This is a genomic window from Dermacoccus sp. UBA1591, from assembly GCF_002322065.1.
GTDB lineage: Bacteria > Actinomycetota > Actinomycetes > Actinomycetales > Dermatophilaceae > Dermacoccus > Dermacoccus nishinomiyaensis.
In genome coordinates, this window is record NZ_DCNR01000096.1 from 1 (window position 1) to 19026 (window position 19026).

17 protein-coding genes and 1 tRNA gene are annotated in these 19026 nt (G+C 70.0%); 9 read left to right on the forward strand and 9 right to left on the reverse strand.

All coding sequences use genetic code 11. From position 1 onward, the window contains the following. The first annotated feature begins 119 nt into the window (after window positions 1-119). Both B2284_RS10510 and B2284_RS10515 read left to right on the forward strand, forming a co-directional pair. Complete coding sequence (locus B2284_RS10510) at window positions 120-866, forward strand: YaaA family protein (RefSeq protein WP_062257848.1); 747 nt, start codon at window positions 120-122, stop codon at window positions 864-866. A gap of 36 nt (window positions 867-902) precedes the next feature. Beyond that, window positions 903-2021, forward strand: coding sequence for an ArsB/NhaD family transporter (locus tag B2284_RS10515; protein WP_062257821.1), 1119 nt, complete (start codon window positions 903-905; stop codon window positions 2019-2021). A 67-nt stretch (window positions 2022-2088) separates the two neighbouring features. On the opposite strand, the gene B2284_RS10520 is transcribed toward B2284_RS10515, so the two are convergent. From B2284_RS10520 to B2284_RS10550, 7 genes are all read right to left on the reverse strand, one after another. After that, complete coding sequence (locus tag B2284_RS10520) at window positions 2089-3288, reverse strand: O-succinylhomoserine sulfhydrylase (RefSeq protein WP_051805958.1); 1200 nt, start codon at window positions 3286-3288, stop codon at window positions 2089-2091. Between the two features lie 127 nt (window positions 3289-3415). Beyond that, entirely contained in the window at window positions 3416-4660 is a 1245-nt protein-coding gene (locus tag B2284_RS10525; protein WP_074045602.1) for a bifunctional RNase H/acid phosphatase, read from the reverse strand. Between the two features lie 96 nt (window positions 4661-4756). Beyond that, window positions 4757-5494, reverse strand: coding sequence for a zinc ribbon domain-containing protein (locus tag B2284_RS10530; protein WP_006944179.1), 738 nt, complete (start codon window positions 5492-5494; stop codon window positions 4757-4759). Next, a complete protein-coding gene (locus tag B2284_RS10535; RefSeq protein WP_038571100.1) occupies window positions 5491-6342 on the reverse strand; it encodes a Nif3-like dinuclear metal center hexameric protein in 852 nt (283 codons plus the stop codon). The genes B2284_RS10530 and B2284_RS10535 overlap by 4 nt, the downstream gene beginning before the upstream one ends. 1 nt (window position 6343) lies before the next feature. After that, window positions 6344-6416 (reverse strand) — tRNA-Val (locus B2284_RS10540). A gap of 103 nt (window positions 6417-6519) precedes the next feature. Continuing rightward, window positions 6520-6981 (reverse strand): peroxiredoxin, encoded by a 462-nt coding sequence (locus B2284_RS10545; protein WP_074045601.1) that lies wholly within the window; start codon window positions 6979-6981, stop codon window positions 6520-6522. Window positions 6982-7015: 34 nt separating this feature from the next. Next, window positions 7016-7435, reverse strand: a complete 420-nt coding sequence (locus B2284_RS10550; protein ID WP_006944308.1) for a DUF3052 domain-containing protein — start codon at window positions 7433-7435, stop codon at window positions 7016-7018. Between the two features lie 299 nt (window positions 7436-7734). On the opposite strand from B2284_RS10550, the gene aceE reads away from it, so the two are divergent. The 7 genes from aceE (at window position 7735) to B2284_RS10590 (ending at window position 17469) form a co-directional block, all read left to right on the forward strand. Beyond that, window positions 7735-10497 carry a pyruvate dehydrogenase (acetyl-transferring), homodimeric type gene (gene aceE, locus B2284_RS10555; protein ID WP_074045600.1) on the forward strand — a complete coding sequence of 921 codons (2763 nt, stop codon included), beginning with the start codon at window positions 7735-7737 and terminating at the stop codon, window positions 10495-10497. 307 nt (window positions 10498-10804) lie between these two features. Next, window positions 10805-12103, forward strand: a complete 1299-nt coding sequence (locus B2284_RS10560; protein WP_074045599.1) for a PucR family transcriptional regulator — start codon at window positions 10805-10807, stop codon at window positions 12101-12103. A 96-nt stretch (window positions 12104-12199) separates the two neighbouring features. Beyond that, window positions 12200-13366 carry an acyltransferase domain-containing protein gene (locus B2284_RS10565; RefSeq protein ID WP_311200828.1) on the forward strand — a complete coding sequence of 389 codons (1167 nt, stop codon included), beginning with the start codon at window positions 12200-12202 and terminating at the stop codon, window positions 13364-13366. Then, window positions 13363-14346 carry a beta-ketoacyl-ACP synthase III gene (locus tag B2284_RS10575; RefSeq protein ID WP_006944239.1) on the forward strand — a complete coding sequence of 328 codons (984 nt, stop codon included), beginning with the start codon at window positions 13363-13365 and terminating at the stop codon, window positions 14344-14346. Before B2284_RS10565 ends, B2284_RS10575 begins: the two co-directional genes overlap by 4 nt. Before the next feature lie 116 nt (window positions 14347-14462). Beyond that, the gene (locus B2284_RS10580; RefSeq protein WP_006944284.1) at window positions 14463-14711 is read left to right on the forward strand and encodes an acyl carrier protein; all 249 of its coding nucleotides are present in this window, start codon (window positions 14463-14465) and stop codon (window positions 14709-14711) included. Window positions 14712-14800: 89 nt separating this feature from the next. Next, window positions 14801-16054, forward strand: coding sequence for a beta-ketoacyl-ACP synthase II (gene fabF / locus B2284_RS10585; protein ID WP_074045598.1), 1254 nt, complete (start codon window positions 14801-14803; stop codon window positions 16052-16054). Beyond that, the gene (locus B2284_RS10590; protein ID WP_074045597.1) at window positions 16051-17469 is read left to right on the forward strand and encodes an acyl-CoA carboxylase subunit beta; all 1419 of its coding nucleotides are present in this window, start codon (window positions 16051-16053) and stop codon (window positions 17467-17469) included. The genes fabF and B2284_RS10590 overlap by 4 nt, the downstream gene beginning before the upstream one ends. A gap of 74 nt (window positions 17470-17543) precedes the next feature. Here B2284_RS10590 and B2284_RS10595 read toward each other — a convergent pair whose 3' ends face one another. Next, on the reverse strand, window positions 17544-18053 hold the full coding sequence (locus tag B2284_RS10595; RefSeq protein ID WP_006944212.1) for a DUF3145 domain-containing protein: 510 nt from the start codon (window positions 18051-18053) through the stop codon (window positions 17544-17546). Between the two features lie 218 nt (window positions 18054-18271). Beyond that, window positions 18272-19026 (reverse strand): potassium channel family protein (locus B2284_RS10600; protein ID WP_286697461.1); only part of this gene is annotated, 755 nt, incomplete at its 5' end.

Genomic DNA, 19026 nt, shown 5'->3' on the forward strand with positions numbered 1-19026 from the left:
GAGCGCCTCGGCATGGCCCGTTCCACACCGGCACGCGACGCGGCTGCCCCCACCGCGCGCGAAGGCGAGCGACTCAGCGCCGGCGGGTGACCGAGCGCCTCGCCCACTACCCTGTGCCGGTGATCATCCTTCTGCCGCCGTCGGAGACCAAAGCGACGCGTGCCCGCGGTCGCGCCATGAACCTCGACTCGCTGAGCAACCCCGAACTGAACGACGCGCGCCGCAATGTCATCAACGCCCTGACGGCGGTGAGCGCTCGCCCCGACGCTGCGTCCGCCCTCAACGTCTCCCCCAACCTCACCGACGACATCGCCCGCAACACGCGCCTGACGACGGCACCCGCCCTGCCCGCGTCGGGCCTCTACACCGGCGTGCTCTACGACGCGCTCGATCTCGCCTCGCTCACCGGGGCGGACAAGACACGTGCCGGGCGGCGCGTCGTCATCTCCTCCGCCCTGTACGGAGCCGTGCGTCTGCGCGATGCGGTCGCTCCATACCGGCTGTCGATGGCCGTCAACCTGCCGGGCATCGGCCCGCTCGCGAGCTTCTGGAAGCCACTGCTCGACGCGCCCTTGACCGAGGCCGCCGGGCGCGGCCTCGTCATCGACTGTCGATCATCGACGTACGCCGCGTCGTGGGCGCCATCCGGCGACCTTGCGAAACGCTGGGTGCACATCCGGGTGCCCGGGGCGACTCACATGGCGAAGCACACGCGTGGCCTCGTCACGCGCGCCCTCGTCACCGACCCGCGTGACCCGCGCACGCCGGCAGCCCTCGCCGAGCAGCTCGCCGAGACGTTCGACGTCGCCCTCACCGCGCCCAAGAGCGCGACGAAACCGTGGATCCTCGACGCCACGGCCCGATGACGACTGCCCACACCAGGTGCACGACGCGGTGTTCTCATGCATGAAGCGCTCGACTTGCTCGCCCGGGTGCCGGGCGTTCTCGCGTTTCTTCTGGCGCTGACGATCGTCGCCGAATGCTGCTCCGCCGCAGGCGTCTTCGACGACCTGGCCCGGCGTCTCGTCACTGTGGGGCGCGGTCACGTGCCCGCGACGTGGCTGCTGTTCCTGCTCACCACCGGCGTCGTCACCGCCCTGCTCGGCCTCGACACGACTGCCGTGCTCATGACGAGCGCGGCCATCGTCGTCGCGCGTCGACTGCGGGCGCCGGTCGCGATGTTCGCCTTCCCGACGCTGTGGCTCGCGAACATGGCCTCGCTGTGGTTGCCCGTCTCCAATCTCACCAACCTGCTGGCGCGCGGGCACCTGGACACCACGAGCAGCCTCGGCTTCCTCGCGCTGGCGTGGCCCGTCGCACTGACGACGACGCTCGTGCCGCTCCTGTGCGCCGCCGTCATCTGGCGCCCCGCATTCCGGTCATTCGACGGGCACGATCGCCCTGGGCGGCGGTCACCGTGCACCACGGCGCCCGATGACACATCGGCGTCAGCACCACTGCCGCAGCAAAGATCCGCGCGTCGAAGCGTCGCCGTCATCACCCTGCTCATGTGCGCGGCGATCCTCGTCGTCGAACCGTGGATGACGGCCGGCGTCGCGGCGCTGTGCTGCGTCCTCGCTCTCGCACTGCTCACCCCTGAGCGTCTCCGCGAGATCACCCTGCCGTGGCGCAGCCTGCTCATCACGACGGCCCTGTTCGTCGCCGTCGCGGTGCTGCATGGGTCCGGCGCGCTCGACCCGCTCGTCCGGACGCTCGACGACGCGCCCGCCTGGGCCCTCACGCTCAGTGGCGCGGGCCTCGCCAACGCGACGAACAACCTGCCCGCCTACCTCGCCCTCGAACCCGCCGCCCACGACGCGACGCGTGTGCTCGCCCTGCTCATCGGCGTCAACGTCGCAAGTGGGCTGACGTGGTGGGGGTCGGTGGCGACGCTGCTGTGGCGCGAGCGCCTGCGCCGCGAGGGCGTCACCGTGTCCTGGCGCCGTCACCTGCTGCTCACCGGATCGACGACGTTCATCACGACCGCCGCGGCTCTTGCCGTCCTCGCCCTGACGCGATGAGCTACTGGCCCGTAGCTGCTTGACCTGCTGGCCCCAAAAGCATGACGCATGGCGCCGGCGACCCCCGTCAGCCGAGAGCGACCTGCAGCGCCTGACGGACGTCGTCGACCAGATCACCCGCATCCTCGAGCCCGACCGACAGGCGCAGTGTGCCGTCCGTGATGCCGATCGCGGCCCGAGCGTCGGCACCCATCCGACGATGCGTCGTCGTCGCGGGGTGGGTGATCATCGACTTGGAATCGCCGAGATTGTTGGAGATGTCGACGATGCGCAGCGCGTTCATCAGGGCAAATGCCTCCGCCTTGTCACCGTCGATCTGGAACGTCACGACCGAGCCGCCACCGCTCATCTGCCGTTTCGCGAGCTCGTGCTGCGGGTGCGAGACGAGGAACGGATGCACGACACGTGACACCTTCGGATGCGCCTCGAGCACCTCGGCCAGCTTCAGCGCTGTCGCCGCCTGCGCCTCGACGCGTAGCCGCAGCGTCTCCAGGCCCTTGAGCAGCACCCACGCGTTGAACGCCGACATCGTCGGGCCGGTGTGGCGCACGAGGTTCTGCACCGGCCCGTCGATGAACTCGCGCCTGCCGAGGATGGCGCCACCGAGCACGCGACCCTGCCCGTCGATGTGCTTGGTCGCGGAGTAGACGACGACGTCGGCGCCGTGGTCGAACGGCCGGCTGAACACGGGCGTGCCGAAGACGTTGTCGACGACGACCTGCGCCCCGGCCGCATGGGCGAGGTCGCTGACGGCGCGCATGTCGACGAGTTCCTGCATCGGGTTGCTCGGCGACTCGAAGAACACCGCCGTCGTCGGCTGCGACAGCGCCTGGCGCCACTGCTCGAGGTCAGGCCCGTCGACGAAGACCGTCTCGACGCCCCAGCGCGGCAGGATCTCGTCGAGGATGACGAAGCACGAGCCGAACAACCCGCGTGAGGCGACGACGCGGTCGCCCGCCCCGAGCAGCGCGGCCAGGGCCGTGAACACCGCCGACATGCCGGACGCCGTCGCCGTGCACGCCTCGGCTCCCTCGAGAGCGGCGAGCCGCTCCTGCAGCATCGCCGTTGTCGGGTTGCCGTATCGGCTGTAGACGAACCGGTCGCTCTCACCCGAGAACGCGGCCTCGGCGGCCTCGGCGGAGTCGTAGACGAACCCCGACGTCAGGTACAGCGCCTCCGCCGTCTCCTCGAAACCGCTGCGCGCGAGGCCGCTGCGCACCGCGAGGGTGTCGGGTCGCCAGTCTTCTTGCCCGCGCTGAATATCCATAACCCCAACTTATGGATCTTCGGCGCCGCTCGCCACACAGGATGGATGATCGTCCGCGCACCGGACGACCCGCCTTGGACGCCGGCGCACGCCCCTTGACGCCTGCATCGCAGGCTCTGAGGCTCTGTCAGCCCCGCAGGTGATGCGTGTCGTTCGTGAACGCGACCTGCGCGTTGCCGTCGCGCCACACCTCGATGCCGGTCAGCGACGCCGGGGCCGCCGCAACGCGCCACGCGCCGTCCATGCTCAGATCGAGCACCTTGGCGAGCACCGACATGATGACGATGCGGTGCGTCACGATGATGACGACACCGCCGCGTTCCACCGCCCGACCGAGGGCTGCAGCGACGCGCTCGTCGAGCTCGTCGCGCGTCTCGCCGCCCGGCGCGCGGTGAGTCGGTTCGTGACGCAGCTTCGACAGTCCCGCCGCGTCCTTGGCGCGGATCTCCTTGAACGACAACCCGTCCCACTCACCGAAGGCCTGCTCGTCCCAGTCGGCGTCGACCCGCGGCGTCACCCCGAGACGTTCGGCGATCAGCGTGCCCGTCTCGACCCCACGGGCGAGCGACGACGTCACGACGTGCACGTCGCTGTCACCGACGAGCCCGTCGAGCGCGCCCGCGACGCGGCGTGCCTGATCGCGACCCTCGGTGCTGAGCGACGGGTCCGCGCCACCGCGACCGTCGAGCAGCCCCCTCGTCGTGAAGTCGGTGACGCCGTGGCGCACGAGGACGATGCGCGTCGGCCGTCCGAGATCCGCCGGCCCCCTCGGCTTCTCGTCGGGCTCAACGACGGCCTCGCCGCCCACTTCGCCCCCACCGTTCGGGTCGCCCGCACCCACGCCCGCGCTACTGGCGCCGTCCACGTCAGCACCAGCACCGTCAGTGCGCTCGCCACCACCACCCTGCGACGCGCGCTCGACGTCGTCACCCCATGTGTCGCGTCGCACGGTGACGCCGTCCATACCGTCGTTGGACAGCTTGTCGGCGTCCTTGTTCTTGGCACGCGGGATCCACTCGTACGTGACGGCGCCGCCCGCGCTCGAGATCTCCGCCGCGAGCGCCTGGGCCTCGGCGGCGAGGCGTTTCATGTCCTCATGCTTGATCTTCCAGCGGCCCGACATCTGCTCGACGACGAGCTTCGAGTCCATCCGCACCGTCACGGCAGCGCCCGGGGCATGATCGACGACGGCCCGCAGCCCCTCGATGAGGCCGGTGTACTCGGCGACGTTGTTCGACTCCTTGCCGAGCGGCGCGGCGCGTTCGGCGAGCAGCGCACCGGTGTCCGCGTCGCGCACGAGGCTGCCGTACCCGGCGACGCCGGGGTTGCCGCGCGAACCGCCGTCAGCTTCGACGATGAGACGTCGCGTCATGATGAATCTCCTTCGCCCACAGGCATTTCGGACGACGAACAGCGCCCGGCGCCGTCACCGCGAGGCGACGCGCCGAGCGCTGTACTCTCTGCCCGGTCAGAGGTCGGATTCGGCCGTGCGCACGAGGATGCGTCCGCACTCGTCGCAGTAGACGACCTGGTCGGCGGCGCTCGAGCGAATGCGCTGCAGATCCGAGTGGTTGAGTTCGAGGCCGCAACCGAGGCAGCGACGACCGTGCAGCGCCGCCGCGGCGACACCGCTGCGGGCCCGGATGCCGTCGTATTCCGCGAGCAGGTCGGCGGCGAACGACGGGGCCATGTCGTCGCGCTTGCGCTGCACCTCGGCGCGCTCGGTCTCGAGCTCCTTGGCTGCCTCGCCCATCTCCGCCTTGAGCTGCTTGACCTTGGCCTCGGCCTCGTCAGCGACCGTCGTGAACGCGGTCAGCCGCTCGCGCAGGCCCTCGGCGCGCTCCATGATCTCGAGCTCGGCGTCCTCGAGGACGACTTGACGGCGAGCGAGCGTGTCCGTCTCGTGCTGCAGCGCCTGCAGATCCTTCGCGCTGCCCTCACCCGAGGCGAGGCGCTTCTCGTTGCGGGCCATGCGGTCGCGCACCTGCTGCACGTCGGCCTCGCTGCGCGCGATCTCACGCTCGACGTCCATGACGGCCGTCTGCGCGAGAATCATCTCCTCCGTCGCGGTGTCCGCCTTCTTCGTCAGCTCCGCGAGCTCCTTCGCCTGCGGCAGGTTCGCGAGACGGTGATCGATCTGGTCGAGGCGGGTGTCGAGCTTCTGCAGGTCGAGCAGCCTCCACTGCTGCTGAAGTTCTGCCTTCACTGCATCTCTCCTTCATTCGTGGGCACGAGGAAATTCCAGGGGTCGGTGCACGTCGTCGAGACGTGCACCTCGATGTCGCCGCCGCTCTCGCGCACGGCCTTCACGAGACGCTCGCAGGCGTGCTGCAGCCACAACCATTCGGTAGCCCAGTGTCCGGCGTCGACGAGGAACATCGGCGCCGCCGGGTCGTCCTCCTCGCGCGCCTCGATGGCGGGATGATGACGCAGGTCGGCGGTGACGTAGACGTCCGCCCCCGCGCGTCGTGCCGCGCCGAACTCGCCGTCACCGGCGCCGCCGAGCACCGCGACGCGCTGGACGCTCGCCTCGGCCTCTCCGCTGACGCGCAGGCCGACGGGGGCGGGTGGTAGCGCCGCGGCGAGGCGTTCGCAGAAGGCGCGCAGCGTCATGCTCTGAGGCAGCTCACCGACGCGGCCCAGCGGCTGCCCCTCGCTCTCGACCAGGGGTTCGACGTCCTGCAGGCCGCATGCGGCCGCGAGCGCGTCGTTGACGCCGGGTGTGGCCACGTCGGCGTTCGTGTGCGCCGCGTACAGGGCGACGTCGCCGACGACGAGCGCTGTCACCGCGCGCCCCTTGCCTGACGTCGTCGCGACCGACTTGACCCCGCGCATGAGCAGCGGGTGATGCGTGACGAGCAGGTCGTAACCGCCGGTGACGGCTTCGTCGATGACGCTCATCGCCGGGTCGACGGCGAACAGGACACGTTCGATCGGCTGCTCCGGGTCGCCGGTGACGAGGCCGACGGCATCCCACGACTGAGCCGTCGACGGCGGGTAGAAGCCGTCGAGGATTCGCGTGACGTCCGCGAGGGTCGTGGTGGAGTTGTTCATGTGGGCCCCGCCGGGATCGAACCGACGACCGACGCGGTGTAAACGCGTTGCTCTACCAGCTGAGCTAGAGGCCCTGAGCGCGCGCCGAGACGGCGCGGATGCAGCTGAATCCTACCCGCCGCGTGGCCACGTCGAGTTCGGCGTCATCGAGGGGCGGCGCCACGACGCCGCGCCGCGTCACAGGTTCTCGGCCACCTCGAGGGCGGGCGAGAAGTCGCGCGCATCGCCGGGGCCGTTGATGAGCGACCAGAGCACCGTCATCGACGCGTCGACGAGGAAGGTGCCGCGCACGGCGAACCCGCGCTCGTCGTCGAAGACGCCGTAGGCGCGCGCGATCGCGCCGTGCGGCCAGAAGTCGCTGAGCAGTGGGAAGTCGAAGCCCTCGGCGTCCGCCCACGCGCGCTGCGTGAACATCGCATCGCAGCTGATGCCGACGACCTGCATCGCGTCACCGTCGTAGCGGGGCAGGTTGTCGCGGATGTGGCACAGCTCCCCCGTGCAGATGCCGGAGAACGCGAAGGGGTAGAAGACGAGCAGCGTCGGGCGCTCGGCGACGAGGCCGGACAATGTCACGTCCTCACCGAACTGGTTCCTGAGCGTGAAATCGAGCGCCGCAGCACCCACCTCGAGACCGCTCATGTCACTCCCTCTTCGTCTCGTGCGGCGGCCGCGCTCAGCGCTGCTTCGCCGCGCCACCCTGGACGAGCTTCGTGCCGATCCAGTCGTCGCCGACCTTGAAGGTCGAGCTGGCCTTGAGACCGGCGGTCGTCGCAGCTTCCTGCACGTCCGCGGCGTCGATCGCAAGATCCGAGCCGGCCTTCGGCGTCATGAGGAGGACGAACCCCTTGTCCTCCAGCGTGGCGAGCGCGTCGACGACGTCGTCGGTGAGGTCGCCGTCGCCGTCACGGAACCACACGAGGACGGAGTCGACGACGCCGTCGTACGTCTCGTCCTCGATCTCGGAGCCGACGATCTCCTCGATGGCTTCGCGCCACGACTCGTCGACGTCGTCGTCCCAACCGATCTCCATGACGATGTCGTCCGCGGAGAAGCCGATCTTGGCCGCCGGATGTGCCCCTGCGGTCTGGTTCACGTGCTGTGCTCACTTTCTGTTCTGGACGCTGCGACCACGCCGGGTGGATGCAGCCTTGTTCGAAGGGTAGTCCACAAGGTTGTCTCGCGCATTGCAAGAAGGCGCCCTCATGACGACCGTCTCGTGGGCCCGGTCGCCCTGGCCTGATGAGCCTCGAAACCCCTCGTCCCGCCCGCCAAACCGAGTACCCACGAGTAACCCCGTCCCGGTTTCGCGCAGGGTGCTCACGGGGGGCAGGATGGGAGCATGTGGCGCGTGCCAGGTAGCGCCGACGCAGTGGACGAGAGGACGTGACCTAAGTGTCGCTTGAGGAAGCCGGCCCGATCCTGAATGGCATTCCCAGTCAGTTGCCGGACATCGATCCCGACGAGACGCAGGAGTGGCTCGACTCGCTCGACGGCCTCGTCGACGAAGCCGGACGCAACCGTGCCCGCTACGTCATGCTCAAGCTGCTGGAGCGCGCCCGCGAGCAGCAGATCGGCGTGCCGTCGCTGACTGCGACCGACTACATCAACACGATCGGCCCCGAGGCCGAGCCGTGGTTCCCCGGCGATGAGGAGATGGAGCGCAAGTACCGCGCCTGGATCCGCTGGAACGCCGCCGTCATGGTGCACCGCGCGCAACGCCCCGACATCGGCGTGGGCGGCCACATCTCGACGTACGCCTCCGCCGCGACGCTCTACGAGGTCGGCTTCAACCACTTCTTCCGCGGCAAGGACCACCCGGGCGGCGGTGACCAGGTCTTCATCCAGGGCCACGCCTCCCCCGGCATCTACTCGCGCGCCTACCTCGAGGGCCGCCTGAGCGAGGAGCAGCTCGACGGCTTCCGTCAGGAGAAGAGCCACTTCATCGACGGTGAGTCCGCCGGCCTGCCGAGCTACCCGCACCCGCGCAACATGCCGGAGTTCTGGGAGTTCCCGACCGTCTCCATGGGCATCGGCCCGATGAACGCCATCTACCAGGCGATGGTCAACCGCTACCTCAACGACCGCGGCCTCAAGGACACCTCCGACCAGCACGTCTGGGCCTTCCTCGGTGACGGCGAGATGGACGAGGTCGAGTCGCGTGGCGCCCTGCAGTGGGCCGCCAACGAGGGCCTCGACAACCTCACGTTCGTCGTCAACTGCAACCTGCAGCGTCTCGACGGCCCCGTGCGCGGCAACGGCAAGATCGTGCAGGAGCTCGAGGCATTCTTCCGCGGCGCCGGCTGGAACGTCATCAAGGTGCTGTGGGGCCGCGGCTGGGATCCTCTGCTCGCCCAGGATCGTGACGGTGCGCTCGTCAACATCATGAACAAGACGCGTGACGGCGACTACCAGACGATCCGCGCCAATGACGGTGCCTACGTCCGCGAGTACTTCTTCGGCCAGGACCCGCGCACGGCGAAGATGGTCGAGAACTGGTCCGACGACGACCTGTGGTGGAAGCTCAAGCGAGGTGGCCACGACTACCGCAAGGTGTACGCCGCCTACAAGGCTGCGATGGAGCACACGGGCCAGCCGACGGTCATCCTCGCGCACACCATCAAGGGCTACAGCCTCGGCACGCACTTCGCGGGCCGCAACGCGACGCACCAGATGAAGAAGATGACGCTCGAGGACCTCAAGCAGTTCCGCGACTCGCTCGACATCCCGATCAGCGACGAGCAGCTCGAGAAGGACCCGTACCGTCCGCCGTACTACCACCCCGGCAACGACGACCCGGCGATCAAGTACCTGCTCGAGCGTCGCGCGAAGCTCGGCGGTGGGCTGCCGTCGCGCAAGGGCCGCAGCTCGCAGCTGCCGTTGCCCGGTGACGAGGCGTACAAGATCGCGAAGAAGGGCTCCGGCAAGCAGGAGGTCGCGACGACGATGGCGTTCGTCCGCATCCTCAAGGAGCTGATGCGCGACAAGGAGTTCGGCAAGCACATCGTGCCGATCATCCCCGACGAGGCGCGCACGTTCGGCATGGACGCGTTCTTCCCGACGGCGAAGATCTACAACCCGCACGGGCAGCACTACCGCTCCGTCGATGCCGAGCTCATGCTCGCGTACAAGGAGAGCCCGCAGGGCCAGCTGTTGCACCTCGGCATCAACGAGGCCGGCTCCGTCGCGGCGTTCACCGCCGTCGGCGCCGCGTACGAGACGAACGACATCCCGATGGTGCCGGTCTACGTCTTCTACTCGATGTTCGGCTTCCAGCGCACTGGTGACTCGATCTGGGCGGCCGCCGACCAGATGGCCAAGGGTTTCCTCATCGGCGCCACCGCGGGCCGTACGACGCTGACGGGTGAGGGTCTGCAGCACGCCGACGGTCACAGCCACGTGCTCGCCGCGACGAACCCCGCCATCCGCTCCTACGACCCGGCCTACGGCTACGAGATCGCGCACATCGTGCAGGACGGCCTGGAGAAGATGTACGGCGAGAACGCCGAGAACGTCATCTACTACCTGACCGTCTACAACGAGCCGATCGTGCAGCCGGCCGAGCCCGAGAACGTCGACGTCGAAGGCATCAAGCGCGGCATCTACAAGCTCAAGGACGGCTCGTTCGACGGCCTCGGCGACGACGCGCGCCGCGTGCAGCTGCTCGCCTCCGGCGTCGGAGTCGCCTGGGCCCTCGAGGCACAGGAACTACTCAAGGAGGACTGGGGCGTCGTCGCCGACGTCTGGTCCGTGACGTCGTGGAACGAATTGCGCCGTGACGGCCTCGAGGCCGACGAGCACAACTTCCTCCACCCCGAGGAAGAGCGCCGCGAGCCGTTCATCACGTCGCGCCTCAAGGACGCACCCGGTCCCGTCATCGCGACGAGCGACTCGATGCGCCAGGTGCACGACCAGATCCGCCAGTACGTGCCCGGCGAATTCCACTCGCTGGGCGCCGACGGATTCGGCTTCTCCGACACGCGAGCTGCAGCACGACGCTTCCTCCACATCGACGGCCCGTCGATGGCGGTGCGCGCCCTGCAGTCGCTCGCCGACCGCGGCGAACTCGACCCGTCGATCCCGCGTCAGGCAGCCGAGAAGTACGAGCTGCTCAACGTCAAGGCCGGCACCTCCGGCAACGCCGGCGGAGAAGCCTGACGGGCAATGCGAACAGCGACGGGCAGAACTGGGCGACGGTTCTGCCCGTCGGGCTTCTGCGCCAAATGGTGCGCGGAGAAGCCTGACGATTCCCTCGCGGCGTCTTCCATCGGTCCGGAGTCGCAAGCTCCCCCGGCCCGAGGTGCGACACCGCCACGGGGGCGCGCCCACGTCCCCTGCATCGCACGTTGGCCGTGCGCACTCACCGTCCGTGAGTGCGCACGGCTTCGTGCTTTCCGGGGTCGGTCGGCCGACCGGTGTCGTTGCTACTCGTGGGTTCCCACAAGGCTCGGTTACGGTGACGGGCATGGCGGAACCCAGGGTGCCCTCGCGTGAATCTCTGACGGCGATGCGGCGCGGCGTCGGGGCGATGTCGACGTCGGCGGCGGCGCGCGTCGAAGCCGACCACGCCTGGTTCGCCGCGCTCAGCGCCGAGGATCGCAGCTGGATCGGCGTCATCGCGCACGGCGGCATCACGTCGTTCCTGTCGTGGCTCGAGAACCCGCACGTCGAAGGCGCCGGCGCCATCGACGTGTTCGCCGACGCACCACGCGAACTGACGCGCAGCATCAGCCTCGAACAGACCCTCGACCTGCTGCGCACCGTCATCGAGATCGTCGAGGACGAAGCACCCGCCCTCGCGCGAGCCGACGAACGCGCGGCCGTGCGCGAAGCCGTCCTGCGCTACTCCCGTGAGGTCGCGTTCGGCGCCGCCCACGTCTACGCGCGCGCCGCAGAATCGCGCGGCGCGTGGGATGCACGCCTCGAGTCGCTCGTCGTCGACGCCGTCGTGCGCGGCGAACCCGACGAGACGCTCGGCTCCCGCGTCAATGCCCTCGGCTGGGCCGAGGTGCGCGGCGTCACCGTCGTCGTCGGCGCGAGCCCCCTCGGCAGCCAGACGAGCGTCGTCGACCCACTACGACGCGCCGCGCGTCATGCCGGGCTCGAGATCCTCGTCTCCGTCGAAGGACGGCGGATGATCGCCGTCGTTGGCGGGCTCGACGCGGCCACCCTCGCGACGCCACGCAGCGGCACATCGTCAGGCAATGCAGCAAGCACGTCGTCTCAGGCCGCCCCGCACGCCGACCCGCTCGCCGCGGCGCGACTGCTCGCCGACCACTTCGGCGACGGCCCCCTCGTGTGCGGGCCCCGCGTGCCGCACCTCTATGCGGCGGGCCGCTCAGCACGGGACGCGCTGCGCGGCTACGACGCCGCGCCGGCGGCCACCTCCTGCCCCCGCCCGGTGCACAGCGACGACCTGCTCGCCGCACGCGCCGTCTCCGGTGACGACAAGGCACGCCGCGCGCTCGCCGCACGGGTGACGGCCGCGCTCCAGCCCGATTCGGTCATGCGCGAGACGGCGCGCGCCTACATCCGTCTAGGCTCGCTGGAGGCCACGGCGCGCGAGTTGTTCGTCCATGCGAACACCGTGCGCTACCGCCTGGGGCGCACCCACGACCTCACCGGTTACGACCTCACCTGCCCCGAGGACGCCTTCGCCATCCGACTGGGCCTCATGTACGCCGACCTCGACGCAGCTCGGTCCCGCCCGCGCACCCGGCCGGACGCCTCCCGCGCCGCACGGGAGCAACCCAGCCAGGTGTGATTGGAGGTTTCCTACAAATCACACCGGCGAAGTTCGTCGGCCCGCTCGTCGCCTCGCCCACCACCTCCAGGGCAGGGTTGAGGGGTGCTAGCGATCGTGTGCCCCGGACAGGGCTCTCAGACCCCCGGTTTCCTCCGCCCTTGGCTCGAGCTGCCAGAGTTTCACTCCCGCATGGCGTGGCTGTCGGCCTGCGCCGGGATGGATCTCGTCCACCTCGGCACCGAGGGTGACGCGGAGACCATCAAGGACACCGCCGTCGCACAGCCCCTCATCGTCGGGAGCGGCCTCGTCTCGATGCTCGCGCTGTTCGCCCACCCCGTCGACGGATTCCGTTCCGTCGGTGTCGGCGCGGGCCACAGCGTCGGTGAGATCACTGCCGCGGCGTCGGCCGGCGTCCTGAGCGCCGAGCAGGCCATGGTCTTCGTCCGCGAGCGCGGTGCGGGCATGGCGCAGGCCTCGGCCGTCACGCCGACCGGCATGGCCGCCGTCGTCGGCGGCGAGGCGAAGGACGTCGTCAGCCACCTCGAAGCCCTCGGCCTCACGCCGGCCAACATGAACGGTTCCGGTCAGATCGTCGCGGCCGGCACCCTCGAGCAGATCGAGCGGCTCAAGGCCGAGCCGCCGGCGAAGGCACGCGTGATCCCGCTCCAGGTCGCGGGTGCCTTCCACACCGAGCACATGACGCCGGCCGTGGAGCGGCTCAGTGTCTTCGCGCGGGCCATCTCGACGCACGACCCTCGCATCCCCCTCGTGTCGAACAAGGACGGGCTCGTCGTCCACGACGGCACGCGGGTGCTGCGCCGCCTCGTCAGCCAGGTGAGCAACCCGGTGCGCTGGGATCTGACGATGGAGACGTTCAAGGCGATGGGCGTGACGGGCCTCATCGAGGTGCCGCCGGCCGGCACCCTGACGGGCCTCGCCAAGCGTGCGCTGCCTGGTGTCGAGACCCTGGCGCTCAAGACCCCCGACGACCTCGACGCGGCGCACCGCATGGTGCGCGAGCACGGCCAGGTCGACACCGATCTCGAACCCGCGTGGCGACTCGTCATCGCGCCGGCCAAGGGGACGATCGAGCGCGCGCCCCTCGACGAGGGCGACACCATCACCCCCGGCGAGACGATCGGACAGGTCGTCACGGCGCGCGACGCGTACAACGTCGTCGCGCCGCACGGCGGGCGCATCATCGAGTGGCTCGTCAGTGAGGGCGACCCTGTCTCTCCCGGCCAGCCCCTCGTGCGTCTTCACCCGAAGGAGGCGCAGTGAAGGCCCTCGCGCAGCGCACCGGCGCGCAGTACACCCGCATCCTCGGTTTCGGCGGTTACCGCCCGCAGCGGCTCGTGCCGAACAGCGAGATCGTCGAGGCCATCGACTCCTCCGACGAGTGGATCCAGGAGCGCTCCGGTGTCCGCACGCGTCATTTCGCGCGCGACGACGAGACGATGCTCGACATGGCCGAGTCGGCGGCGCGCGACGCGATCGCACGCTCCGGTGTCGACCCGGCGACGATCGACGGCGTCATCCTCGGCTCGGTCACGCACGACATGTTCACGCCCGCCGCCGCGCCGATGCTCGCGGATCGACTGGGGCTGGACTCCCCCGTCGCGTTCGACCTGTCCGCCGCCTGCGCCGGGTACTGTCACGGCATCGGTGTCGCCTCCGACCTCGTGCGGGCCGGTAGCGCGAGCACTGTCCTCGTCCTCGGCGCCGAGCGCCTGACGTCCGTGCTCGATCCGAGCGACCGCGGCACCGCCTTCATCTTCGGTGACGGCGCGGGCGCGGCGATCGTCGGCGCGAGCGACCACGTCGGCATCGGCCCGACGATCTGGGGCAGTGACGGCGCGGCGTGGGAGGCAATCCGCCCCAACGTGCTCGAGGACGGCTCGCCCGGCCCGACCATCACGATGCAAGGTCAGAGCGTCTTCCGCTGGGCGGTGTGGAGCATGGCTCCCGTCGCGCTGCGCGCCATCGACGCCGCGGGCCTGAGCGTCGACGACATCGACGTGTTCATTCCGCATCAGGCGAACGTCCGCATCATCGACGCCATGGCCAAGCAGATGAAGCTGCCCGAACGCGTCGTCATCGCGCGCGACATCGTCGACACGGCCAACACGTCCGCCGCGTCGGTGCCGCTGGCCGCCGAACGACTCGTGCGCGAGGGGCAGGCCAAGAGCGGCGATCTCGCGCTGCAGATCGGTTTCGGCGCGGGCCTCGCCTACGCGGCGCAGGTCGTCGAGATCCCCTGAGCCGCACCGCGACTCAGCATTCAGCTCCCGCGCCTCGGCGGGCCATCCGGGGCAAGGAAAGAACCGCAGACGGAGTCGATCGACGAACGGTCGACGTCACGACAAGGAGAAACACCATGGCTGCTTCCGAGCAGGAGATCCTCGCCGGCCTCGCCGAGATCGTCAACGAGGAGACCGGCATCGACGCCGCCTCCGTGCAGAGCGACAAGTCGTTCACCGACGACCTCGACATCGACTCGCTGTCGATGATGACGATCGTCGTCAACGCCGAGGAGAAGTTCGGCGTCCGCATCCCCGACGAAGAGGTCAAGAACCTCGTCACCGTCGGCGACGCCGTCAGCTACATCAAGAACGCCCAGGCCTGAACGGCCCCCGTCGACGCGCCGCCCCGGCACCTCGCCCGCGCGGGCGGCGCGTCGCACCCCATTCTTTCGTGCCCCACCAAGGAGCCAGCATGACCCCGAACCGCGACGCCCGCATCGTCGTCACCGGCATCGGTGCGACGACCCCGCTCGGCGGCACCGCACCCGAGACGTGGGACGCCCTGCTCGCCGGTCGTTCCGGTGCTCGCGCGCTGCCCGCCGAATGGCTGGAGCAGTTCGAGCTGCCCGTGACGTTCGCCGCGTCCATCGCCCAGGACCCGGCCGAGGTGCTGACGAAGGTCGAGACGCGCCGCATGGACCGCAGCGCCCAGTACGCGCTCATCGCAGGGCGCGAGGCGTGGGCAGACGCGGGCAGCCCCGAGGTGGAGCCGGAGCGACTAGCAGTCGCGTTCGGCACCGGCATCGGCGGGGTGACGACGCTGCTCGACCAGTGGGATGTCATGCGCGAGAAGGGCCCGCGTCGCGTGTACCCGCTGACGGTGCCGATGCTCATGCCCAACACCTCTGCGGGCAACCTGTCGCTCGAGTTCGGTGCGCGCGCAGGCGCCCACACGACCGTCTCCGCGTGCGCCTCCGGCGCCGAGGCGATGGGTCTCGCGATCGACATCATCCGCTCGGGCCGCGCCGACGTCGTCATCGCCGGCGGCACCGAGGCGCCGATGCACCCGCTGCCGTTCGCCGGGTTCGCGGCGATGAAGGCCCTCTCGACGCGCAACGACGACCCGCAGGCCGCCTCCCGCCCGTACGACACTGGCCGTGACGGCTTCGTCATGGGCGAGGGTGCTGCGGTCGTCGTGCTCGAGTCCGAGGAGCACGCGAAGGCGCGCGGCGCGCGGATCTACGCCGAGCTCGCGAGCATCGGCATGTCCGCCGACGCCCACCACATCACCGCGCCCGAACCCGAGGGTGCCGGTGCCAAGCGGGCGATGCGTCAGGCCGTCGATGCCGCCGGTCTGACGCCCGCCGAAATCTGCCACATCAACGCCCACGCAACCTCGACGCCCGTCGGTGACGTCGCCGAGGCGAACGCGATCCGCGCCGCGTTCGGCGCCGACGCCGACCACATGGCGGTGGCCGCGACGAAGTCGATGACGGGTCACCTGCTCGGCGCTGCGGGCGCGCTGGAGGCCGTCATCACGGTGCTGTCGGTGCACCACCGCCTCGTTCCGGCGGCCATCAACATCGACGACCTCGACCCCGCCATCGACCTCGACGTCGTGCGCAGCGAGGCCCGCACGCTGCCCGAGGGCGACATCGCGGCCCTCAACAACTCGTTCGGCTTCGGCGGCCACAACGTCGCCCTCACGATTCGGAGCGCCTCATGAACGCCCTCACCGCCACCGCGCCGGCCGAGGCCGACGTCGACCCGCGCGACCCGTATCGCCGCCTCGAGAACTTCCTCGACGCCGGCAGCGTCGACGTCATCGCCGAGGTCGAGCGCTCCGGCTTCGTCTCCGCTCGCGGCACCGCCGACGGCACGCCCGTCGTCGTGTTCTGCTCCGACGCGCGGGTGCAGGGCGGCGCGATGGGTGTCGAGGGGTGCAAGGCGATCGTCGAGGCCTACGAGATCGCCCTCGCCGAGAACCTGCCCGTCATCGGGCTGTGGCACTCCGGCGGCGCGCGACTGGCCGAGGGCGTCGTCAGCCTGCATGCCGTGGGCGAGGTGTTCGCCATCATGACGCGGGCGTCGGGCAAGATCCCGCAGATCTCCGTGGTCATCGGCGCCGCCGCCGGTGGTGCCGCCTACGGGCCGGCGCTGACGGACGTGGTCATCATGGCCGATCAGGGCCGCATCTTCGTGACGGGCCCCGACGTCGTGCGCTCGGTGACGGGCGAGAACGTCGACGCCGCACGCCTCGGCGGGCCCGAACCGCACGGTCGACGCTCGGGCGTGGTCCACGTCGTCACGGCGACAGAGGATGAGGCCTTCGAGCGAGGCCGTCTGCTCGCCTCGCTCATGGCGAACCAGGGCGAGTTCGAGCTCGGATCGCTCGAAGAGCGCGACCTCGGCGCCACGTTGCCCGAGAACCCGAAGCGTGCCTACGACGTGCACCCGCTCGTCGACGACCTGTTCGACGATGTGGGTAAGCAGATCGAGCTGCACGCGAAGTGGGCGCCCAACATCGTCACCTCGCTCGGGCGCCTCGGCGGGCGCACCGTCGGCGTCATCGCGAACAATCCGATGCGTCTCGGCGGGTGCCTCGACTCCCCCGCCGCGGAGAAGACGTCCCGTTTCGTGCGCATGTGCGACGCGTTCGGCATCCCCCTCGTCGTGCTCGTCGACGTCCCCGGCTACCTGCCTGGCGTCGGTCAGGAGTGGGACGGCGTGGTGCGCCGCGGCGCGAAGCTGCTGCACGCCTTCGCCGAGGCGGTCGTGCCGCGCGTGACGCTCGTGACGCGCAAGACGTACGGCGGCGCATACATCGCGATGAACAGCCGCTCCCTCGGCGCGACGCGCGTGTTCGCGTGGCCGAGCGCGGAGGTCGCTGTCATGGGTCACGTCGCTGCCGTGCGCATCCTGCACCGTCGCCGGCTCGCAGAGGTGGACGAGGCCGCGCGTCCCCGGGTCGAGGAGGAACTCGCCGCCGAGCATGCCGTGCTCGCGGGTGGACTGGAACGCGCCCAGGAGATCGGTGTCGTCGACGAGGTCGTCGAGCCGGCCGAGACGCGCGGAGCGCTCGCTTCGGCACTGGCCGCCGCACCCGCGCGTCGCGGGCAGCACGGCAACATCCCGCTGTGATCTGACGCCCGCCCGGCATGACGAAGGCCGCTTGCTCCCCCAGAGAGCAAGCGGCCTTCGACGTGTGTGGTGCGTCAGCCGACGCGGTGCAGCCAGCGCACGGGAGCGCCGTCGCCGGCGTAGCGGAAGGGCTCGAGCTCCTGGTCCCAGGCGGTGCCGAGCAGCTCGGCCATCTCGGCCCGGAACTCCTCAGGGTCGCCCTGGCTCGCGACGAGGGCGCTGCGCAGGCGGTCCTCGCTGACGACGGCGTCGCCGCTCGCCGACGTCCACGTGTGGTGGATGCCGAGGTTCGGGGTGTGCGACCAGCGTGAGCCGTCGTTGCCGGGTGAGGGTTCTTCGGTGACTTCGTAGCGCACGTGATCCCAGCCGCGCAGCGCGCTCGCGAGCTTTGCGCCGCTGCCTGGTTCGCCGCTCCAGCTGAACTCGCTGCGCACGAGGCCCGGCGCGACGGGCTGCTGCGTCCACTCGAGGTTGACGTCGGCGCCGAGGACGCTCTCGAGCGCCCACTCGATGTGAGGGCACAGCGCAGCGGGGGTGGAGTGCACGAAAACCACCCCGCGCGTCATGACGCGAGTCATCGACATCCGAACCTCCTGGTGTTCGCGAGGGACGTCTTCCCCAACGACCTCAGCCACACCCAGGAATCCGATGATGTGTGCCGCCATTCTGCACGATGGCGACGCTGCAGGCCAGCACCCGTGCGGCGTGGCGAAGAATCAACCTGTCACTCTGGCGCATGCGGTGCTCACCCCGTGGGAGCGACACGCCCGCGTGTCCTGGCGAGCTGTCTCGCAGTGCCCGCTCAGAGGATGTCGTCGCTCTCGGGCGCTGCGGCCCGGTGCGACGCCGTCCGGCCCCGTAGTTCCGCGACGTCGGCGCGCAGGGCTCGGATCTCATGGGTGAGTGCTTCGACCTCGTCGCGCATGCGGTCGTCGGCGGCGACCTCGCCGTCCTCCTCGCGGACGCGATCGAGGATCCATGACGCCACCGAACCCGTGACGACACTGAACAGCGCGATGCCGCTGAACATGAGGCAGGCGGCGACGACACGTCCGCTCGGTGTCACGGGGTGGTGCTCGCCGTAGCCGACCGTCGTGATCGTCGTCGTCGCCCACCACAGGGCGTCGCCGAAGGTGTGGATGTTGGCGCCCGGCGCCTTGCGTTCGGCGTCGAGGACGGCGAGTGCGCCGAGCAACAGCACCGTCAGCGTCGCGAACCCGAGGTAGGCGACGATGCGGCCGCGCAGGGTGCGTCCGAGGCGCTTGTCGAGCAGCCGCAGCAGGGCGATGAGCTGCATCGTGCGCAGCGGTTGCAGCGCGGGCAGGACGAGGACGAGCACGTCAAGCCCGGAGTGGCGCAGGAAGCCGCGACGGTCGCGGGAGAGGTGGAGGCGCGCGAAGTAGTCACCGACGAACGCGAGGTAGGTGATGACGTTGAGTGCATGGAACGTCAGGATGACATCGGTCGGCAGGCTCGGCCGGAGAATGGGTGCGGCATACGAGGCGATGAAGACGAGCGCCAGGATGCCGAGAGGGACGCGCGTCGTCTCCTGCCACT

Excerpts from the sequence above, each read along its gene's own strand:
- B2284_RS10515 (WP_062257821.1), top strand. The coding sequence starts at position 903 with ATGCATGAAGCGCTCGACTTGCTCGCCCGGGTGCCGGGCGTTCTCGCG.
- B2284_RS10520 (WP_051805958.1), bottom strand. The coding sequence starts at position 3,288 with ATGGATATTCAGCGCGGGCAAGAAGACTGGCGACCCGACACCCTCGCG.
- B2284_RS10525 (WP_074045602.1), bottom strand. The coding sequence starts at position 4,660 with ATGACGCGACGTCTCATCGTCGAAGCTGACGGCGGTTCGCGCGGCAAC.
- B2284_RS10535 (WP_038571100.1), bottom strand. The coding sequence starts at position 6,342 with ATGAACAACTCCACCACGACCCTCGCGGACGTCACGCGAATCCTCGAC.
- B2284_RS10545 (WP_074045601.1), bottom strand. The coding sequence starts at position 6,981 with ATGAGCGGTCTCGAGGTGGGTGCTGCGGCGCTCGATTTCACGCTCAGG.
- B2284_RS10560 (WP_074045599.1), top strand. The coding sequence starts at position 10,805 with ATGGCGGAACCCAGGGTGCCCTCGCGTGAATCTCTGACGGCGATGCGG.
- B2284_RS10580 (WP_006944284.1), top strand. The coding sequence starts at position 14,463 with ATGGCTGCTTCCGAGCAGGAGATCCTCGCCGGCCTCGCCGAGATCGTC.
- fabF (WP_074045598.1), top strand. The coding sequence starts at position 14,801 with ATGACCCCGAACCGCGACGCCCGCATCGTCGTCACCGGCATCGGTGCG.
- B2284_RS10590 (WP_074045597.1), top strand. The coding sequence starts at position 16,051 with ATGAACGCCCTCACCGCCACCGCGCCGGCCGAGGCCGACGTCGACCCG.
- B2284_RS10595 (WP_006944212.1), bottom strand. The coding sequence starts at position 18,053 with ATGTCGATGACTCGCGTCATGACGCGCGGGGTGGTTTTCGTGCACTCC.